Here is an 18,499-nt window from a genome sequence, read left to right on the forward strand (position 1 = left end):
AAAGGCCGGTCGTCCGTTCTGTACGCGTTCTCAGCCGTCGAGGTCGATGGTGACGGTCCCGCTCTCGCCAGCGTCGAGCGTGACGGTCCGGTGGTCGACCAGCTCCTGCCCGTCCGCGTTCTCGCGGACGAAGGTGGTGTCGTCGCCGGGCAGCTCGTAGCCCGCCAGCGTCAGCGTGACGCTCTCGCAGTCCGCGTCGTCGCTCACGCTCACGTCGAGCGTGACCTCACCGCTGGAGGCGTCGTAGCTCGCCGCCTCGTAGCTGACCGCACAGCCGTTCAGGGACTTCGTGACCTCGCCGTCGGGCACCATGTACTGGCCGGTCACCGTCCCGTCCGCGAGGACGGTCTGGGCCTGCAGCAGGCGTTCCTGCGTGCCGTAGAAGTCGTTCGCGTCGTCGCCGAGCGTCTCGATGACCTCGCCCGCCGCGACGTCGATCTGGTAGGCGGGCACGTCGTCCGACTCCTCACCGACGGTCGTACCGTCGTTGGCGGCCGACTCCTCGCTTCCTCCGTCTGTCGTCTCCTCACCGTCCGCGTCGTCGTCGCTGGCCGACTCGTCCGTCTCCTCGTCCGCCGAGGCGTCGTCGCTACCGTCGCTTTCGTCGCTACTGTCACTCTCGTCGCTACCGTCCTCGCTGGCGTCCGTCGAGTCGTCCGTCTCGCCGTCACCGGCACCGAACGAGTCCTCGCAGGCGACGCCGTCGTCGTCACGGTCGAGGTCGTTCGGGTCGGTGGTATCCTGGTCGTACTCCGCCTGCGCGTCCTCCTGCGTGTCGAAGTCGTCGCAGTTCAGGTCGTCGCCCGCGTCGCCGTCGCTGGCGTCGCCGGTGGTCCCCTCGGTCTCACCGTCGTCCGCCCCTTCGGTCTGTTCAGGTTCGGTCGTCGTGGCGTCGTCGCCGCCGTCACCGCCCGACGGGAGACCCTCGCAGGCCTCACCGTCGTCGTCACCGTCCAGACCGTTCGGGTCGGTCGGGTCGTCGTCGAGTACCTCCTGCGCCTCCTCCTGCGTGTCGAAGTCAGAACAGTTCAGGTCGTCGTCCTGCGCGAACACCGCACCGGGCGTGACCGCCGTACCTATCCCGGCCGTCCCGAGGAGCACCGCGAGCGATACCAGCACTACCGTCCATCGTCGTCGTGTCATCGTATCAGGATTCCTCCCGGCAGGCGGTCCACGTGGACCCGTCTTGGTTACCCACCGACAGTTGCCGACCGTTGCCCGAACATCCATCCACGGGCGACTGTTCCGCCCGGTGACTGGCACCGTCCGCTGAGGGTCCCTGGACGCTGAATCGTCGGGAAACTGTCCTGTTACGTGAAAATGTCATAGTAAATTAACGGTTGCCGGCTGCCGAACGGCGGTCGTCGGGAGCACGCACGCCTCGACCGAACGAGAGACGCTGGGCGCACGTGCTGCCGGCCAAGGAGTTAACACGCGCGGTCCTGTCGGGCCGGTAGTATGGACGAGTTCAGGCCGCTCGAGGAGTACGGCCTCATCGGGAATCTGGAGACCTGCGCACTCGTCGGGCAGGACGGGGCAGTCGACTGGTGTTGTCTCCCGTACATCGACTCGCCGAGCGTGTTCGCCGACATCCTCGACCCCGACGAGGGGGGCCGGTTCTCGGTCACGCCGTCGGGGGAGTTCGAGGCGACGCAGCAGTACATGGAGCGGACGAACGTCCTGCAGACGACGTTCGAGACCGAGTCGGGGACCGTCACGCTGACCGACTTCATGCCCGTCATCGAGGAGCGCGAGAACGAGGAGCCACAGCGCCGGGGCATCTACCGGCAGGTGGCCTGTACCGAGGGGACGGTGGAACTCGACGTCGAGTTCTCGCCGCGGTTCGACTTCGCCCGGGCGGAGACGACCGTCGAGTCCATCGAGGAGGGGGCGTTCGCCTCGGGCGACGACCGACGACTGTTCCTGTCCAGTCCGGTCGACCTCGACACCGACGGCGACGGCGCGACGGCCACGTTCTCGCTCGACGCACACGAGTCGGCGTGGTTCACGCTCGGGTACATGATGCACACGCCCGACGACGACGAGAACTGCGAGGCGCTGCTCGACCGCACGGTCGACTACTGGCGGGAGTGGGCGCACTCCTGTGACGAGTCGGAGTGCCTGTTCGGCGGCGTCGGTCACGACCACGTCGTCCGCTCGGAACTCGTGCTCAAACTGCTGTACTATCGGGAGACGGGGGCGATGGTGGCCGCGCCGACCACGTCGCTCCCCGAGGACCCCGGCGGCGTACGCAACTGGGACTACCGATACAGCTGGATTCGAGACGGCTCCGTCACCGTGCGGGCGCTGACGGGCCTCGGCCACGTCGAGGAGGCCACCGGGTTCGTCGACCGGTTCCTCGAACACAGTCGCGAGGGCGACACGGCGGAGGTCCAGCCGCTGTACGGCGTCGAGGGTGAGATCGACCTCGAAGAGGAGCACCTCGACCACTTCCGGGGCTACCTCGACTCCCAGCCCGTCCGCGTCGGCAACGAGGCGGCCGACCAGGTGCAACTGGACGTCTACGGCGACCTGGTGCTCGCGTACTACCAGCGGTTCTGGTCGGACGGCGGTGAGATCAGCGACGAGAACTGGGAGAGCCTCTCGGGCATCGCCGACTACGTCTCCGAGCACTGGGACGACGAGGGCGCTGGCATCTGGGAGCTCCGGGGCGAACCGCGTCAGCTCGTCCACTCGAAGGTGATGTGCTGGATCGCCCTCGACCGCATCCTCGACCTGGCCGACCGGACGGGCCGCGACGGGCCGCTCGACGAGTGGCGCGACGCGCACGAGGCAATCCGGTCGAGCGTCCTCGAACACGGTTACGACGAGGAGGTGGGGGCGTTCACGCAGTCCTACGAGGGGACCGAGATGGACGCGACGGGACTGCTCATCGCCCTCTCCGGCATCCTGCCGTTCGACGACGAGCGCGTCGTCAGCACCGTCGAGACCGTTCAGGAGCAGCTCGCCAACGACGACGGGCTGGTCTACCGCTACGAGGACGACGACCTGGAGGGCGACGAGGCGCGGTTCGTCTTCTGCTCGTTCTGGCTCGTCAACGCGCTGGTCGCCATCGGCCGGACCGACGAGGCGTGGACCGTCTTCGAGAACATCCTCGACTACGCCAGTCCGCTCGGCCTCATCGCCGAGGAGATAGACGCCGAGAACGACCGGCAGCTCGGGAACTTCCCGCAGGGGTTCAGCCACATCGGCCTCGTCAACAGCGCGATGTACCTCCGGGAGGGCGACTACGACTGGGCGAACGTCGACCCGCTCGGCGGTCCGACGCTGGTCCAGGAGGGCGACCAGGAGGACCAGCAGGGGTTCGAAGGGAAGGAGCTGACCCAGGAGAGCGAGCGGTAGCGGTTCGACGGTTCAGGCCGCCCGGTTCCCGTCACTGTCGGACTCGGTCGTCCCGGTCCAGAGCACCGACCAGCCACCGCCGTACGTCTCCGCGACGCCACGGTCGAGTACCGCGAACCCGACGAGCAGGAGGCCGACGACGGCGCTGTTCGCCGCGGGAACCAGCTCGCGGAACCAGAACGGGAGGACGACCAGCACCACGGAGAGCGGGAGCGTCACCCACCGCAGCGGTCGCAGGTGGTCCCACGCCGCGAGGAATCCGACCGTAGCGGCGACGGGACCGACGACGTGGTGAGTGGTCGCCGCGAGGCCGCCGAACCCGAGCACGGCGGGAGCCGCCATGAGCCAGAGGCCCAGTACCGCGACGAGTAGCTGGGGCCACGCACGGCGGACGCTCATCGACATCTCAGGCCTCCACGCGGCCGGCCCCGGCGACCTGGCTCGACCCCTTCCAGAACGCGGTCCAGAGCGACCCGCCGTCGTCGTGGACGCGCCGGAGATACTGACAGCTCGCCAGCAGCTCGTCCGACGCGAGACCCAGTATCACCACCGAGAGCGTCGCCGACGCGAGACACAGCGTACACCACGCGCCGATGACGGTCGGCTGGACGATGGCCAGCCCGATGCTGACGAGGCCCGCCATCGAGACGTTCGCTCCCAGTGCGAGGACGACCCACGGTTGCGTTCGCCAGCGGTCCTCGTCACCGACGAGTTCCAGAACGCAGTCGACGACGTACGCGAGCGCCCCGAGGAGCGCGTCCGGGACCGGCAGCGACTCCGAGAGCTTCGACGTGAGGACGGCGCGGGTGCCGTCGCCGAAGAACGGGTCCCAGACGGTGTCGAGGACGCCGAGCTGGAACAGCGTGAGGTACGTTGCGACGCAGACGCCGACGACCGCGAGCCCGACGACCAGCAGCCGCTCGCGCCACGCCGACGGGTTCGTCGACCATCCCGGTGGCGTCGCCGCCGCGTCAGTCATCCCAGAGCGTCCTCACGGCGAGCAGGAGCATCGCCACGAGGGCGACGCCCAGCCCCTCACGGTGTTTCGCGAGCTGTAACTCCAGGCTGCTGTCGAGCGACTTGTCGCCGAACACGCCGCGTGCGCCGGGGTCGCCCTCCGTCGTGTCGTAGAGGTTGTCCGGCCTGTCGGGGTCGTACGGTTTGTCGGAGAACTGACCCTCGTAGCCGTTCCGCGAGAGCATCCAGTCGGCGAACCACGGCGCTATCTTGTTGCCCCAGATGGTCTTGAGCGTCGAGCGCCCGATGTACAGCTCCCGGCGGTCGTTGTGGGCGGCCCAGTAGACGCCGTCGGCGATGACCTCCGGCTGGTAGATGGGGGCCACCGGCTGGGGGTGCTCGTCGACGTGGGTCCGACTGTGTTCGAACTGCGGCGTGTTGACGGCGGGTAACTGGACCATCGTGACGCCGACGTCGCTGTCGTTGTGTTTCAGCTCCACCCGGAGCGAGTCGGTGAACCCGCGGATGGCGAACTTCGCCCCGCAGTACGCCGACTGGAGCGGGATGGCCCGGTACGAGAGCGCCGACCCGATCTGGACGAGTTTCCCCTCGCCGCGCTCGGCCATCCGGTCGAGTGCGACCTTCGACCCGTAGACCGTGCCGAGGTAGGTGACGTCCGTCACCTGCTGGTACTCGTCGGGTTCGAGGTCCTGGACCTCGGAGAAGACGGTCACCATCGCGTTGTTGACCCACACGTCGATGTCGCCGAGTTCCTCTTCTATCTCGTCGGCGGCCGCCTCGACCTGCTCGTACTCCGAGACGTCCGTCTCGACGGCGTGCGCCCGACCACCGGCGGCCTCGACGTCCTCGACCGCCCCCTCCAGGCCGTCCTCGCTGCGGGCCAGCAGGCCGACCGCCGCGCCCTCCTCGCCGAACTTCTGGGCGACCGCTCGGCCGACGCCCGACGTCGCGCCGCTCACGACGACGACCTCGCGCCCGCGGTCGTCAGTCATCGCGACGCCCTCCCTGGTTGTGGTCGTCGTGGCGATGCGCCTCGGCACCTCGAAGAACGTGTTCGCTCGTCATGCTGTCTCGGTGGCACGGACACGACAGTCCGCTCAAAAGTTGGTGCCTGCGTACGACGCCCGTGCGCGGGAACAGCGCGCCGCCCTCTGGTTCGGGAGCGCCCACTGGCTCCGTATCGTGCCCCGTCGAGGAGGACAAACTATTTAGCGCTCTGGAGTTACTCACCAAGCGAGTAACTATGAGCATCCTCGTCACCGGCGGAGACGGTTACATCGGGTGGCCGACCGCACTGCGAATCGCGTCACGGACGGACGACCGAGTCGTCCTCGTCGACAACTTCGGTCGCCGCGAGTGGGTGTCGTCGGTCGGGTCGAAGAGCGCGACGCCCGTCGCCAGCATGGACGACCGTCTCGAAGCGGCCAGCGAGGTCCACGGTCTCGACAACCTCTCGTTCGTCGAGGGAGACCTGTCCGACCGCGCGGTCGTCGACGAGGTGCTGCAGGTCCACGAACCGCACACCGTCGTCCACACGGCCGCCCAGCCGAGCGCGCCGTACTCCCAGATCAACGGCGAGCGCGCGAACTTCACGCAGCACAACAACATGCAGGCCACCCGCAACCTCGTGTGGGGCCTGAAGGAGAACGACATGACGGACACGCACCTCATCGAGACGACCACCACGGGCGTCTACGGTGCGCCGTCGTTCCCCATCCCGGAGGGCGACGCGACGATGGAGAACATGGGCCAGAGCGACACCGTTCCGTTCCCCGCGATGGCCGGTAGCTGGTACCACCTGACGAAGAGCCACGACGCGGCCAACCTCCGTCTGGCGCACAAGCAGTTCGACATCCCCATCTCGGACGTGCGGACGGCCATCGTCTACGGCACCGAGACGGAGGAGACGCGCACGGACGACCGCCTCAAGACCCGCTTCGACTTCGACTACTACTTCGGCGTCGTCGCCCACCGCTTCGCCGCGCAGGCCGTCGCCGGCTACCCGCTGACGGTGTACGGCAAGGGCGAGCAGCGCAAACCGTTCGTCTCGCTGGAGGACACCGTCGAGGGCCTCGCCCGCCTCGCACTCTCCGACGCGGACGAGCGCTCCGACGGCCACGTCGTCTACAATCAGGTCACCAACCCCATCAGCATCGTCGGGATGGCAGAGACCATCGCCGAGGTGGCCCGCGACTTCGACTTCGACGGTGAGGTCGTACACGTCGAGAACCCGCGCGACGAGGACGAGACCCACCAGATGGAGATCGAGAACGACCGCTACCTGTCGCTCATCGGCGAGCAGCGTCAGACGTTCGAGGAGGGCGTCCGCGACATCTTCGAGACGCTCTCGCAGTACGAGAACACCATCGTGACCCACGAGGACCGGTTCCTCCCGAGCGTGCTGGAGGAGTAGATGGACGTCCTCGTCACCGGCGGTCTCGGCTACATCGGCAGCGTCCTCATCCCGCTGCTCGACGGCGACGAGCGCGTCGACCGGGTCGCCGTCGTCGACAACCTCTCGCTCGGGTCGCCCCGGTCGCTGAAGGGGTCGCTCACCGACAGCGTCGACTTCCAGCGCGGCGACGTCCGCGAGTACGGCGATGTCGAGAGCGCGATGCGCGACTGCGATACGGTGGTGCACCTCGCGGCCATCACGGGCGCGGCGAGCACCCACGACCGCCGCGAGGAGACGTTCGCGGTCAACTACGACGGCACCGAGAACGTGCTGACCGCCGCCGGGAAACTCGGCGTCGAGAACGTCGTCCTCGCCTCGTCGTGTAACCTCTACGGTCGTGCCACCTCGACGGACCTCGACGAGACCATCGACCCCGACCCCATCAACCCGTACGCCGAGACGAAACTCGAATCGGAGGGCCTCCTCCGCGACGCGATGGACGAGTTCGGCATGGACGGCACCGCCCTGCGGATGGCGACGAACTACGGCGACTCGCCGGGCGTCCGGTTCAACCTCGTCGTCAACACGTTCGTCTTCCGCGCACTCACCGACCGCGCGCTCACCGTCTACGGCGACGGGTCGAACTGGCGACCGTTCATCCACGTCCGGGACGCCGCCCGCGCGTACGCTCACGCCGCCCTCGAACCGGACGCCTGGGACGAGATGGTGTACAACGTCGGGTCGAACGAGGGCAACTACCAGATATCGGAGATAGCCGAGGCCGTCAGCGAGGAGGTCGCGCCAGTCGACGTGACGTACCTCGAAGACGAGCATCCCGGCCCCTCCTACCACGTCAACTTCGACCGCATCGCCGAGACGGGCTACGAGACCGAGTGGACGCTCCGCGAGGGCATCCGGGACCTCGCCGGCGCGTTCCGGCCGTAGCCGCCCGACCCCTTCTCGTTCTGGCGCAGCCTCACCGTCCGGTCTCGCCGCCAGGGGCGACTGCCTCCTCCACTCGGTCGGCCGTCGAGGGCGGGACGGCCCGGCCGCCGAGTCGCGTCGCCTCGTACAGTCGCGCGGCCAGCGTCACGTCGTCGGCACCCCCTCGGAGCAAGCCGGACTGGGGGTCGTACCACCCACCGAACTGCTCGCTGAGCCAGTAGCCCACGTCCTCACCGTCGCCCAGCACTTCGAGCGCGAGGGCGTTTTCGATACCGGTCGGGTTGTAGCCGTAGGAGAACTCGTTGTCCGCGACCTGTTCCCGGTAGCGCTCGCTCCCGAGCGGTTCGAGCAGGTGGTCGACGAACCCGGACGTCCACAGCGGGTGGTCGGGCAGCGACCGCTTCAGCACCGCCAGCGCGTAGAGGACGAACGAGTGGTAGCCGACCGACCGCGGGTCGATGCGCTCGTGGTGGCCCGTCACCTGCGCGGCGAGTCGCTGGCCGACGTACCTGGGGGTGCTGTAGGGGTACCCGGAGTGGTAGACGACGCCGCTCCGGTAGGTCTCGACGGTGTCCTCCACGTCGTCGAGGAACGACACGATGCGGCGACGGACCTCGGGTGCGTCTCCGCGCCGACAGAGCAGCGACCCTGCGGCGGCGAACCAGAACTGCTGGTTGATGGTCCCGAACGGCCGCCGAACGGTCCCGTCGACGCCGACCGACCGCCAGAGCCCCGTCGACTCGTCGAACGGGTGGAGGAGGAACACCTCCTCGGCGAGCGAGCGCGGCCGCTCGTCGTCGAGGTAGCGGTCGGCGACGGCCAGCGCCTCTATCGTCCACCCCTGCCCCACCAGCCCGTTACAGCGGTCCTTCCCGGGTTCGTTCCGGTGGTGGAACGCACAGCCCTCGGGTCGCGCCTCGTCCCGACAGAGGTAGTCGATACAGTCGGCCGCGGCCGTCCGGTACCGCTCGTCGCCGGTGACCGCGTACGCCTCGAAGAACAGCACCGCCCAGTGACCCGTGTTCCGGAGGGGCGTCACGTCGTCGTCCCAGGGACCGTTGCGTCCCGCCGGCATGTGTAGCCGGTCGCCGTCGTCGAGAATCGAGACCCCCGCGTCGGCCGCCGTCGTCACGATCTCCGAGAGACGAACCATACGTCGAGGACTGCCGTCTCGGGCTAATAGCTGAGGGCTGCACACTCTCCGTCCGTCGATGTGCGCCGTTGAACTGGGCGGGCGGCTGCCGTCCGGAGGGTCGCTCCGGTCGCTCGTCGACCCGGCCGAACGAAAGATATAGCCGGAGTGGGAGGGTTTCGATACGTATCCACATGAGCGATGCTCCACACGTCGCCGTCACCGGTGCGGCTGGCTACATCGGCAGTCGACTGGTCGCGGACCTCCAGCGCGAGCACCCCGACTGGGAACTGACCGCGCTCGACAACTTCTACCTCGGGCAGGTCCGCCGAATCGGCGACCTCGACATCGACCACGCCGACATCCGGCACCGCGAGGAATTGGAGGAGGCCCTCGACGGCGCGGACGTGGTCGTCCACCTCGCGGCGCTCAGCGGCGTCCCCGACTGCGACGAGAACCCGGACCGCGCCTACGAGGTGAACGTGCAGGGCACCGAGAACGTCGCCTGGTTCTGCCGGAAGACGGGGGCCGCGCTCGCGTTCCCGTTCTCGATGGCGGTCATCGGCGACCCGACGGAGTTCCCCATCACGACCGACCTCGACCGCGACCCGCTCAACTGGTACGGCCGGACGAAGGTGCTCAACGAGACGGCCATCGAGTGGTACGCCGACGGCGCGTTCCCGGCCCACGAGTTCATGGTCGCGAACCTCTACGGCGAGCACGACATCGACGGCACCACCGTCTCGAAGGGGACCGTCATCAACTTCTTCGTCAACCGGGCGCTGGCCGGCGAGACGCTCACCGTCTACGAACCCGGCAGCCAGTCCCGCAACTTCGTCCACGTCAAGGACGTGGCGCGAGCGTTCGGCAAGAGCGTCGAGCGACTGGTCGAGCAACACGAGGCGGGCGAGACGGGCGTCGAGAAGTACGAGGTGGCGACCGACGAGGACCCCGGCGTGCGCGACGTCGCCGAGACGGTCCAGCGCATCGCTCGCGAGGAGCGCGACCTCGACCCCGACATCGAGATGGTCGAGAACCCGCGCAGCGGGGAGACGCTCGTCGACTCCTTCCCGGTCGACTGGTCTGCTGCACGCGAGCAACTGGGCTGGGAACCACAGGAGTCCGTCGAGTCGTCGATTCGCTCGCTACTCGGCGAGTGAGGGGTTCTGGTTCCGCGGTTTGACGGTCACGCGCTGATCATTCTCACCAATAATTCGAGAAGTATCATGGAGGGTGACGCCGAAGGAGTGTGAGAACCATGACAGGGGACGATTCAGAGGCGGTCTCGGCACTGACAGGAACCGAACGCGACGTGCTCCGTACCGCGGTCGAGGAGGGCTACTTCGACGTCCCGCGTCGTATCACGACGGCCGCACTCGCAGACCGGGTCGGCGTCGCGGACGACGAGGTCATCGTCGTCCTCCGTCGGGGGACGGCGAAGGTCCTCCGCGGGAATCGGTCGATACTCGGCCGTCCCGTCGACGAGCGTCGGTGTTGAGGAGAGTCGGCAGGCGGTCGTCTCCAGTCGTTCGTTTCGGGGGTTAGCCCGTCCGGTCAGGCGTCGTCCGCTTCGACGCTCAATTCGGTGTCCGCGTCCTCTTCCTCCTCGTCGTCCGCTTCCGCCGCGGCCTCGCGCGCTTCGCGCTCCTCGCGGAGTCGGCGCTCGGCGTCGTCGCGGTCCTCGGGGTAGCCCACGTCGGTCCGCCAGCCGTCCATTCGGATGGCGTCGATGGTGCGCCCGGACTGGAGCAGGAGGTTGACCGCGTCCGAGAGCTCGTACTCGTCGCGGTTCGACGGCTGGACGAGGTGGCAGGCGTGGAAGATGGCGGGCGTGAAGGTGTAGAACCCCGTCATGACGAGGTTCGTCGGCGGCTCCTCTGGTTTCTCGATGACCTCGATTATCTCGCCGTAGTCGTTCGTGTTGCAGACCCCGTACCGGGAGGCCTCCTCCCACGGGACCTCCTCGACGAGGAAGGCGGCGTCGGCGCGGTCCTCCTGCTGGCGGTTGACGACGTCGGCGAGGTTCGCGTTGAAGATGTTGTCGCCGAGGATGAGCATGAAGTCGTCGTCGATGTGTTCCTCGACGGTCAGCAGTGCGTGGGCCAGCCCCAGGGCCTCGCGCTGGTGGGAGTAGGTGATGGGGACGCCCTCGAACTCGTCGCCGTAGTGGCTGATGATCCGCTCTTTCAGGTAGCCGACGACGACCAGCAGTTCGTCGGCCCCGAGTTCGACGAGGTGCTCGAAACAGTGCGTGAGGATGGGCTTGCCGTCCACCTCCACCATCGCCTTCGGCTTGTCTTCGGTCAGTGGACGGAGACGGGTCCCCTCGCCGGCGGCGAGTACGACTGCTTTCATACTACCTCGAATCACTACCTGCGGTTAAAAAGATTCGACACGGTTCGTAACGTTGCACCGATAGTTCACCGCGGTAGTCGGTCGCTGTGGACGGGACTGGGGCGAACGACGAGGGTAACCACCTCCTTACTATCCCGGCTCCCCGAGTCGGTCACGACAATGAACGTCTCCGTCGTCGGGAGCGGGTACGTCGGCACGAGCGTCGCCGCCTGCCTCGCTGACCTCGGCCACGACGTGGTCGCCATCGACATCGACGCCGACATCGTCGAGCGAATCAACGCGGGCGAGTCGCCCATCCACGAACCCGGCCTCCCCGAACTCATCGAGGAGCACGCCGGGGGTCGCCTCCGCGCGACGACCGACCACGCCGCCCTGCGCGACACCGACCTCACGTTCGTCGCGATGCAGACGCCCTCCCGGGAGGACGGCTCCATCGACCTCTCGGTCGTCGAGGCCGGGATGCGCGACGTCGGCGAGACGCTCGCCGAGAAGGACGGCTACCACCTCGTCGTCGTCAAGTCCACCGTCCTCCCCGGCATGACCGAGGAGCGCATCGTCCCCATCCTCGAAGAGACCTCGGGCAAGACCGTCGGGGAGGACTTCGGCGTCGCCGTCAACCCCGAGTTCCAGAGCCAGGGGACGGCCGTCGAGGACTTCCTGAACCCCGACAAACTCGTCTTCGGTGCGACCGACGACCGCGGGTTCGGCCTCCTCAACGACCTGTACGACCCGCTCGTCGAGCAGGCCGACGCCGAGGCGGCCATCGTCGAGACGGGCCTCCGGGAGGCGGCGATGATCAAGTACGCGAACAACGTCTTCCTGGCCGCGAAGCTCTCGACCATCAACGAGATAGCGAACGTCTGCAAGGAGTACGGCGTCGACTCCTACGAGGTCAGCGAGGCCATCGGCCTCGACGAGCGCATCGGCGCGTCGTTCCTCCGCTCGGGTGCTGGCTGGGGCGGGTCGTGCTTCCCGAAGGACACCGACGCGATCCGCGCGGCGGCCCGCGAGCAGGACTACGAACCCGCCCTGCTCGACGCCGTCGTGGGCGTCAACGACCGCCAGCCGGTCCGGATGGTCGACTTCCTGGAGAAGCACGTCGACGTCGAGGGGAAGCGCGTCGCCGTCCTCGGTCTCGCGTTCAAGCCCGGCACCGACGACATCCGCGGGTCGCGCTCGAAACTCGCCATCGAGGCGCTCGAAGAGCGCGGCGCGGACGTCGTCGCGTTCGACCCGACCGACGCCGCCGACGCGATGGCCGAGCAGTACCCCGACGTGGAGTACGTCGACAGCGCCGCCGCCGCCCTCGACGGTGCCCACGGCGCGCTCGTGATGACCGACTGGCCCGAGTTCGCCGCGCTCGACCCCGAGTTCGACGCGATGGCCGACCCCGTCGTCGTCGACGGCCGCCGCATCATCGAGCGCCGCGAGGGTATCGTCTACGAAGGGCTGACCTGGTAATCCGGCCGACGACTGACTCGACGGACCACCACGGGTGGGACTGAAAGGGGCCGCCGGTTGCGCTCGCGCGCCTCGCTGCGCTCCTCGGTCACTTCGCTCCCTGCGGTGCTTGCTTCGTCGTGCAACGCGCAACCGGCGGGGTCTTTCGAGGTCGTATCGGTCCCGTCCACTTCTACACAGCAGATTGCTCATCCTAGCGACCCCCGTTTCTCAAGTAGTCGGCCCGTGACCCCAGCCTATGGACCCACGCGTCGGCTTCGTCACACAACTCGGGATGGACCCTCTCACCGCCATCGAGCGGGCGGGCGCGCTGGGCTTCGACTACGTCGAACTGATGCTCGACGGCGAGACGGCACCGCACCGTGTCGCCGACCGCCACGACGAGTTCGCCGACGCCGTCGCGGACGCCGACCTCGACGTGCTCGTCCACCTGCCGTTCGGTGGCGTCGACATCGCCTCGCCGTTCGACGGCGTCCGGGAGGGGTCGTGCCGGGCCATCGAGGACGCCATCGACGTCGCTTCGGCCCTCGACGCAGAGAAGGGCGTCCTCCACGCCCAGACGAACGTCTGGGGACCGGCGTGGGACGCCGAGGAACTCCGCCCGCACCTCGTCGAGTCGGTCGCTCATCTGGCCGAGTACGGTCGGGAGCGCGACTTCGAGGTCTGCGTCGAGAACATCCCGCGCGGCCACTTCACGACGACGGACGTTCCGGACGTGGTCTCGGAGGCCGAGACGTCGATGACGCTCGACACCGGCCACGCGCGCATCGACGGCTACGACGCCGACGGGATGGCGAACCTCGTCCGCGACGCCCCCGTCTCGCACGTCCACCTCAACGACACCCGGCGTGCGCGCGACGAACACCTCGCGTTCGGGTCGGGCACCATCGACTTCGCCACGCTGTTCGACGCGTTCGCCGACGACTGGGCCGGGACGCTCTCGCTGGAGGTGTTCACGCTCGACTACGACTACCTCGACGTGAGCAAGGAGCGTCTCGACGCGATGGTCGACGAACGGCGCTGACGGGCGTCGAGCGGTCGCGCTGGAGGACCCTCAGTCGTCCGTCGTCGCCCGGTCGACGCCGATTGCGTCGGGGGAGCGCTCCGAGGTGACTCGGTCCCACAGCACCAGCAGGCTCGGGAGGACGACGACGCTCGCGACGAACGCGTAGGCGATGGCGCTCCCGGTGACGAGGCCGAATCGCTCGAGCGACGGGACGAGCGCGAACGTGAGGACGCCGAACCCGCCAGCCGTGGTGACGGCGCTGGCCAGCAGGGCACCGCCCGTGCCGCTGACGGTCCGGTCCAGCGCCTCCAGCGCGGAGGCGGCACGCGTGCGCTCCTCGACGAACCGTTCGCTGATGTGGATGGCGTAGTCGACGCCGATGCCGATGGCGATGCTGGCGATGATGACCGTCTCGGTGTTGAACGGGATGCCGACGAGGTACATCGTCCCGAGAATCCAGCTGAGGGCGAACACCACCGGTACCAGCGTCACCGCGCCGAGCGTGAGCGTCCCGTACCGCCGGTAGAAGATTGCGGTCAGGAACGCGAGGATGAGGCCCAGCGTGATGCAGAACGTCTCGACGAGCGTCCGCAGCAGCGACTGCTGGACGAGTTCGGTGACGATGGGCGACCCGGTGGCGGTGACGGTCAGCGCCGACCCGTCCTCGATGGTCGCGGCGACGCCACGCATCTCCTCGGTGACGGTCCCGGTGTCCGCGCCACCGACCGTCGTCACGGTCATCCGCAGGGCTTCGTACTCGCCCGAGTCCGTCCGGTAGACGACGCTCGCGGCCCGGTCGGGCGCGGCCTCGTACAGCGCGTCGTACACCGATTCGAGGTTCCGGTCGGGGACGCCGTTCCCGTCGGTGTCCGCGGCGGCGACCGTCTCGGCGAAGGCGTCGTCGCTCGCGGCCACGTCACGCATCACCGAGAGCGGGTCGTCGACGTTCGGGTCCCCGTTCGCCAGTTCGATGGCCGTCTCCGTGTCCGCGAGGGCCGCCTCGCCGTCGGCGATGCGTTCGAGCGTGTCCGGGTCGGTGACCGGCCCCTCCACGAGAATCTCGACGCGCGACCCGGCGTTCGACTGGACGAAGTTGTCGTTGAGGAAGACGGCGTTCTCCCGCAGGTCGTAGTCGCTGGGGCGGAACGGCTCCGGGAGCGAGTCCATCCAGTCGGGGGCGTCCCGCGGGAGGAACTCGACGCGGTCCAGCGAGGTGTCGATGTCCGTCGCGGCGTAGCCGCCGCCGGCGCTCACGACCAGTGCGAGGACGACCACCACCAGCGGGACGCGCCGGGCGGCGCTCGTGCCGACGCCGAGGAGTCGCTTCGTGAGTCCACCGGTCCCGAACGCGCGCCGGTCCCGCGACCGACCGAACCGTTCGAGCAGGCCTTCGAGTTCGAGTTTCACGGTCGGCAGCAGGACGGCGAAGACGAGGAACGTCGAGACGATGCCGACGCCCGCGACGAGGCCGAACTCCCGGATAGAGGGGATGTCGCTGGCGAGGTTCGAGAAGAAGCCGACGGCGGTGGTGACCGTCGTCGCGGCGAGTGCGGCGGCGACGCCCGCGAGACCGACGCGCATCGCGGCCCGCGGCGAGTCGGCGTCCGGGCGGGCCTCCCGGTAGCGCATCACGACGTGGAGGGCGTAGTCGATGGAGAGGCCGATGAGCAGGAACGGGACGGCGATGAGTATCTGGGTGACGCCGATACCGGCCCAGCCCATGAACCCCCCCATCCAGACCAGCACGAGGACGACGCCGAGCAGGGCGAGGATGACGTCGAGGAGGTCGCGGTAGGCGACGACGAGGACGAGGAGGACGAACGCCAGCGCGATGGGCGAGATGACGGCGAAGCTCTCGCCGGTCGCCCGCCCGGACTCCTCGTCGACGATGCCCTGCCCGAAGACGAAGCCGTCGTCACCGAACGCCGCCTCGACCTCCTGCTGGATGGCGAGTTGACCCGTGACGACTTCCTCGGGGAGCGAGTCGGCGTCGCCCGTCGTCTCCTGGAACGCGAACAGGATGCGCGCGTCGGCGGTCGAGGTGCCGGGTTCGTACGCCGTCGAGACGAGCGTGAACGGGTCGGCGTCCCCCGGAACGCTCGCGTCGGGCGAGAGGACCCGTTCGACGACCGCCGCCACCTCCTCGTCGGTCATCGATTCGAGTTGGGCTATCTGAGCGTCGAGCGACGGCATCGTGGGCGACCCACCCGCTGACGCGTTCGCTTCACTTCCGGTGGGCGGACCGCCGCTTCCGTTCACTCCGGCACCGCTCGCGTTTGCCCCGTCACCACTCCCTGCCGCCGCTTCCTGCATCGCCACGAGTGCGACGACGTTCGAGAGGCCGACGGTCGGTTGCCCGTCGGCCAGCGTCGCGTTGATAGTCTCGTTCGCGCGGAGGCGCTGCTGCAGTTCGAGCGTGTCGACGAGCGACTGCTTCGTCAGGACGTTCTCGCCCGTGACGACGATCTGGACGGCCGTCGTGTTCTCGCCCTCGACCGAGAAGTTCGACGACACGTAGTCGAGTTTCTGAGCCTCCGTGGAGTCGCCGCCGAAACTGGCGATGGTCAGACCGCCCTCGATACCGCTCGCGCCAGCCCCGACGACGACGGTGGCGAGGAGCATCGCGACGAGGAACAGTCGACTGTACCGGGTCAACACGGCGGCGAATCTGTCCACGAGGGCCATCGATACGACACCCAGGTGGCCCGCGACGATATAGTTGTAGGATTCTACTATCACCGCCTGTCCCGCGACGGACTCGTCGGCGACGCGTCAGCGACGACCGGGGCCGGACGGAAACGGCTAATCGGCTGGCCGCCCGACGGTCGGGAGAGGAGATGAGCGCGCACGAGGCCGTCGAGGGGTTGAAGCGACTCGGACTGTCGAGCTACGAGGCTGGCGTGTTCGTCGCCCTCCAGCGTCTCGGCACCGGCACCGCGAGCGACGTGAGTCGCACCTCCGAGGTCCCCCGGTCACAGGTGTACGGCGCGGCCGAGTCACTGGCGGAGCGGGGCCTCATCGAAGTCGTCGAGAGCTCCCCCAAACGCTACCGTCCGGTCGGTCTCGACGCGGCCCGTCGACAGCTCCGCGAGCGCATCGACCGCGAGGAGGCCCGCGCGTTCGACAGTCTCGCGACGCTCCAGGGCGAACGGGTCGAGACCGACGACGAGGGCGTGGCGACGGTGCGGGGCAGTCACGCGCTCGACGAGCGCATCGCCGAACTGGTCGGGAGCGCCGAGGAGCGCGTGATGCTCGTCGCCTGGGCGGCCGACCACGTCTCGCCGCCCATCGAGGAGGCGCTCCGGGAACGGGCCGACGCGGGCCTGACCGTCATGGTCGTCACGGAGGCCGCCGAACTCGACCGACGGCTCTCGGACGGCGGGGTGCGCGTCGTCGTCGCCCCGTCGAAACCCGCGGGCGGCGTCTCGGGCCGGACGTTGCTCGTCGACGACGCGACGGTCCTCCTGTCGGTCCAGACCGACGCGGAGGGCGAATCGGACGGCCCCGAGACCCCCGACGAAACCGGCCTCTGGACGGCCCACAGCGACATCGGCCACATCCTCGCGCAGTTCATCCACGCCGGGATGATGTACGGCGTCGAGTCCGAGGGCGGGTGGGCGGGCGAGGACACGACGCTCGACTTCTGACTCTGGAGGTCTCCCGTGCAGGCCGGGATACCTGTGCCTCTCCGTCCGCCACCAAGCGACGGACGTATCCCCGCCGCCACACCGCGTTCGGTATGCGCCAGTTCATCGTCTCGGGCCACGACGTGCCCACGGACGCCGACTTCTCGCTCGACGACCTGCCCGGTGCGGGTCGCCTCGACGTCCTCTGTCGGTGCGTCAACGCCGCGTTCTTCCTCTCGCACGACATCCGCGAGGACACGCGCTGTCTGCTCGTCCTCGACGACGCGTTCACGCTCCGGTTCGAGGGGAGCGACCTCCGGCGACTCAACCCCGACGAGCGCTCGACGGCCGCGCTGGTCCGGAACGCGCTCGACCAGCGCGAGGAGGCCGTCGGTCACGTGGAGGTCGAGACGTCGCCCGGCGTCCACCTCTCCCGGCGCGACTTCGAGACGACGCTCGACTACGCCGCGAACGACGGCACGGTGGTCCAGCTACACGAGGACGGCGACCCGCTGACCGACGTGGCACCGCCCGAGAACCCGGTCTACGTCCTCTCGGACCACCACGAGTTCGAGGAGCGCGAGGTCGACCTGCTGGCCGACCGTGCCGACCGGCGCGTCCGGGTGGGTCCCGAAGTCCTGCACGTGAACCACGCCATCGTCGTCGCCCACCACCACCTCGACACCGACGGGTACACGCGGTTCTGAGCGCAGCGCGACCCTCGGCCGACTGTGCGCTCGCTGCGCGCTCGACGACTCACGCCGTCACGAATCCGGAGCATACCTGAGGCTGGCCCGGTGACTGTCGGTATGCAACGCTATCTCCTCTGGTCTGCGCTCGCGCTGGCGGGCTACTCGGTGTTCACGCCGCTGGCAAAGCTCGCGACGAACGACGCGCCGAGCACCGTCGTCGCGCTGGTCGCCAACTCCATCCTCGCGCTCTCGGCGCTCGTCGTCGTGCTCGCCACGGGCGAACAGCCCACCTCCTATCTCACGGGCGACACGCTCCGGTACACGCTCGCCGCGGGCGCGTTCCTCACCGTCGGCATCCTCGCGTACTACCGGGCGCTGTCGCTCGGTCCGGCGAGCACGGTGGTCCCCATCTTCGGGATGTTCATCGTCGGCAGTTCCGTCCTCAGCGTCGTCTTCCTGGGCGACTCCTTCTCGGCGCAGAAGGGCCTGGGCATCGTGCTGGCCGGTGTGGCGGTGTATCTGACCGTCACCGGATGACACAGGTCG

At 68.5% G+C, this 18,499-nt stretch carries 17 protein-coding genes; 10 read left to right on the forward strand and 7 right to left on the reverse strand.

Annotation, left to right across the window (positions count from 1 at the left end; translation table 11 throughout):
* Window positions 1–30: 30 nt before the first annotated feature.
* The gene (locus MX571_RS08460; protein WP_247415425.1) at window positions 31–1,119 is read right to left on the reverse strand and encodes an excalibur calcium-binding domain-containing protein; all 1,089 of its coding nucleotides are present in this window, start codon (window positions 1,117–1,119) and stop codon (window positions 31–33) included.
* Between the two features lie 339 nt (window positions 1,120–1,458).
* On the opposite strand from MX571_RS08460, the gene MX571_RS08465 reads away from it, so the two are divergent.
* Window positions 1,459–3,363, forward strand: coding sequence for a glycoside hydrolase family 15 protein (locus MX571_RS08465; RefSeq protein ID WP_247415427.1), 1,905 nt, complete (start codon window positions 1,459–1,461; stop codon window positions 3,361–3,363).
* Window positions 3,364–3,375: 12 nt separating this feature from the next.
* On the opposite strand, the gene MX571_RS08470 is transcribed toward MX571_RS08465, so the two are convergent.
* Genes MX571_RS08470 through MX571_RS08480 form a run of 3 tightly spaced genes read right to left on the reverse strand, consistent with a single transcriptional unit; the run spans window position 3,376 to window position 5,333 of the window.
* A complete protein-coding gene (locus MX571_RS08470) occupies window positions 3,376–3,768 on the reverse strand; it encodes an SPW repeat domain-containing protein (protein WP_247415429.1) in 393 nt (130 codons plus the stop codon).
* A gap of 1 nt (window position 3,769) precedes the next feature.
* Window positions 3,770–4,342 carry a vitamin K epoxide reductase family protein gene (locus MX571_RS08475; RefSeq protein WP_247415431.1) on the reverse strand — a complete coding sequence of 191 codons (573 nt, stop codon included), beginning with the start codon at window positions 4,340–4,342 and terminating at the stop codon, window positions 3,770–3,772.
* A complete protein-coding gene (locus tag MX571_RS08480; RefSeq protein ID WP_247415432.1) occupies window positions 4,335–5,333 on the reverse strand; it encodes an SDR family oxidoreductase in 999 nt (332 codons plus the stop codon). The genes MX571_RS08475 and MX571_RS08480 overlap by 8 nt, the downstream gene beginning before the upstream one ends.
* A gap of 251 nt (window positions 5,334–5,584) precedes the next feature.
* On the opposite strand from MX571_RS08480, the gene MX571_RS08485 reads away from it, so the two are divergent.
* Both MX571_RS08485 and MX571_RS08490 read left to right on the forward strand, forming a co-directional pair.
* The gene (locus tag MX571_RS08485; RefSeq protein ID WP_247415434.1) at window positions 5,585–6,754 is read left to right on the forward strand and encodes an NAD-dependent epimerase/dehydratase family protein; all 1,170 of its coding nucleotides are present in this window, start codon (window positions 5,585–5,587) and stop codon (window positions 6,752–6,754) included.
* Entirely contained in the window at window positions 6,755–7,681 is a 927-nt protein-coding gene (locus MX571_RS08490) for an NAD-dependent epimerase/dehydratase family protein (protein WP_247415435.1), read from the forward strand.
* Between the two features lie 31 nt (window positions 7,682–7,712).
* On the opposite strand, the gene MX571_RS08495 is transcribed toward MX571_RS08490, so the two are convergent.
* A complete protein-coding gene (locus tag MX571_RS08495; protein ID WP_247415437.1) occupies window positions 7,713–8,834 on the reverse strand; it encodes a hypothetical protein in 1,122 nt (373 codons plus the stop codon).
* A gap of 173 nt (window positions 8,835–9,007) precedes the next feature.
* Between MX571_RS08495 and MX571_RS08500 the strand changes: the two genes are divergently transcribed.
* Entirely contained in the window at window positions 9,008–9,973 is a 966-nt protein-coding gene (locus MX571_RS08500) for an NAD-dependent epimerase/dehydratase family protein (RefSeq protein ID WP_247415439.1), read from the forward strand.
* A 98-nt stretch (window positions 9,974–10,071) separates the two neighbouring features.
* A complete protein-coding gene (locus MX571_RS08505) occupies window positions 10,072–10,311 on the forward strand; it encodes a helix-turn-helix domain-containing protein (protein ID WP_247415441.1) in 240 nt (79 codons plus the stop codon).
* A 56-nt stretch (window positions 10,312–10,367) separates the two neighbouring features.
* On the opposite strand, the gene aglF is transcribed toward MX571_RS08505, so the two are convergent.
* Window positions 10,368–11,168 carry a UTP--glucose-1-phosphate uridylyltransferase AglF gene (aglF, locus tag MX571_RS08510; protein WP_247415442.1) on the reverse strand — a complete coding sequence of 267 codons (801 nt, stop codon included), beginning with the start codon at window positions 11,166–11,168 and terminating at the stop codon, window positions 10,368–10,370.
* 159 nt (window positions 11,169–11,327) lie between these two features.
* Between aglF and aglM the strand changes: the two genes are divergently transcribed.
* A complete protein-coding gene (gene aglM, locus MX571_RS08515; RefSeq protein WP_247415443.1) occupies window positions 11,328–12,629 on the forward strand; it encodes a UDP-glucose 6-dehydrogenase AglM in 1,302 nt (433 codons plus the stop codon).
* Between the two features lie 238 nt (window positions 12,630–12,867).
* Entirely contained in the window at window positions 12,868–13,653 is a 786-nt protein-coding gene (locus MX571_RS08520) for a sugar phosphate isomerase/epimerase family protein (RefSeq protein ID WP_247415444.1), read from the forward strand.
* Between the two features lie 30 nt (window positions 13,654–13,683).
* Here the strand turns inward: MX571_RS08520 and MX571_RS08525 are convergent, their stop codons facing one another.
* Window positions 13,684–16,320, reverse strand: coding sequence for an efflux RND transporter permease subunit (locus MX571_RS08525; RefSeq protein WP_247415446.1), 2,637 nt, complete (start codon window positions 16,318–16,320; stop codon window positions 13,684–13,686).
* 152 nt (window positions 16,321–16,472) lie between these two features.
* Between MX571_RS08525 and MX571_RS08530 the strand changes: the two genes are divergently transcribed.
* From MX571_RS08530 to MX571_RS08540, 3 genes are all read left to right on the forward strand, one after another.
* Window positions 16,473–17,282: a TrmB family transcriptional regulator gene (locus MX571_RS08530; protein WP_247415448.1), complete on the forward strand. Its 810-nt coding sequence runs from the start codon at window positions 16,473–16,475 to the stop codon at window positions 17,280–17,282.
* Window positions 17,283–17,374: 92 nt separating this feature from the next.
* Window positions 17,375–17,968: a tRNA (pseudouridine(54)-N(1))-methyltransferase TrmY gene (gene trmY / locus MX571_RS08535; protein ID WP_247415449.1), complete on the forward strand. Its 594-nt coding sequence runs from the start codon at window positions 17,375–17,377 to the stop codon at window positions 17,966–17,968.
* A 102-nt stretch (window positions 17,969–18,070) separates the two neighbouring features.
* Window positions 18,071–18,490 carry an EamA family transporter gene (locus MX571_RS08540; protein ID WP_247415451.1) on the forward strand — a complete coding sequence of 140 codons (420 nt, stop codon included), beginning with the start codon at window positions 18,071–18,073 and terminating at the stop codon, window positions 18,488–18,490.
* Window positions 18,491–18,499 lie beyond the last annotated feature (9 nt).

It is taken from the genome of Halomarina salina, assembly GCF_023074835.1.
In the GTDB taxonomy this organism is placed as follows: Archaea; Halobacteriota; Halobacteria; order Halobacteriales; family Haloarculaceae; genus Halomarina; species Halomarina salina.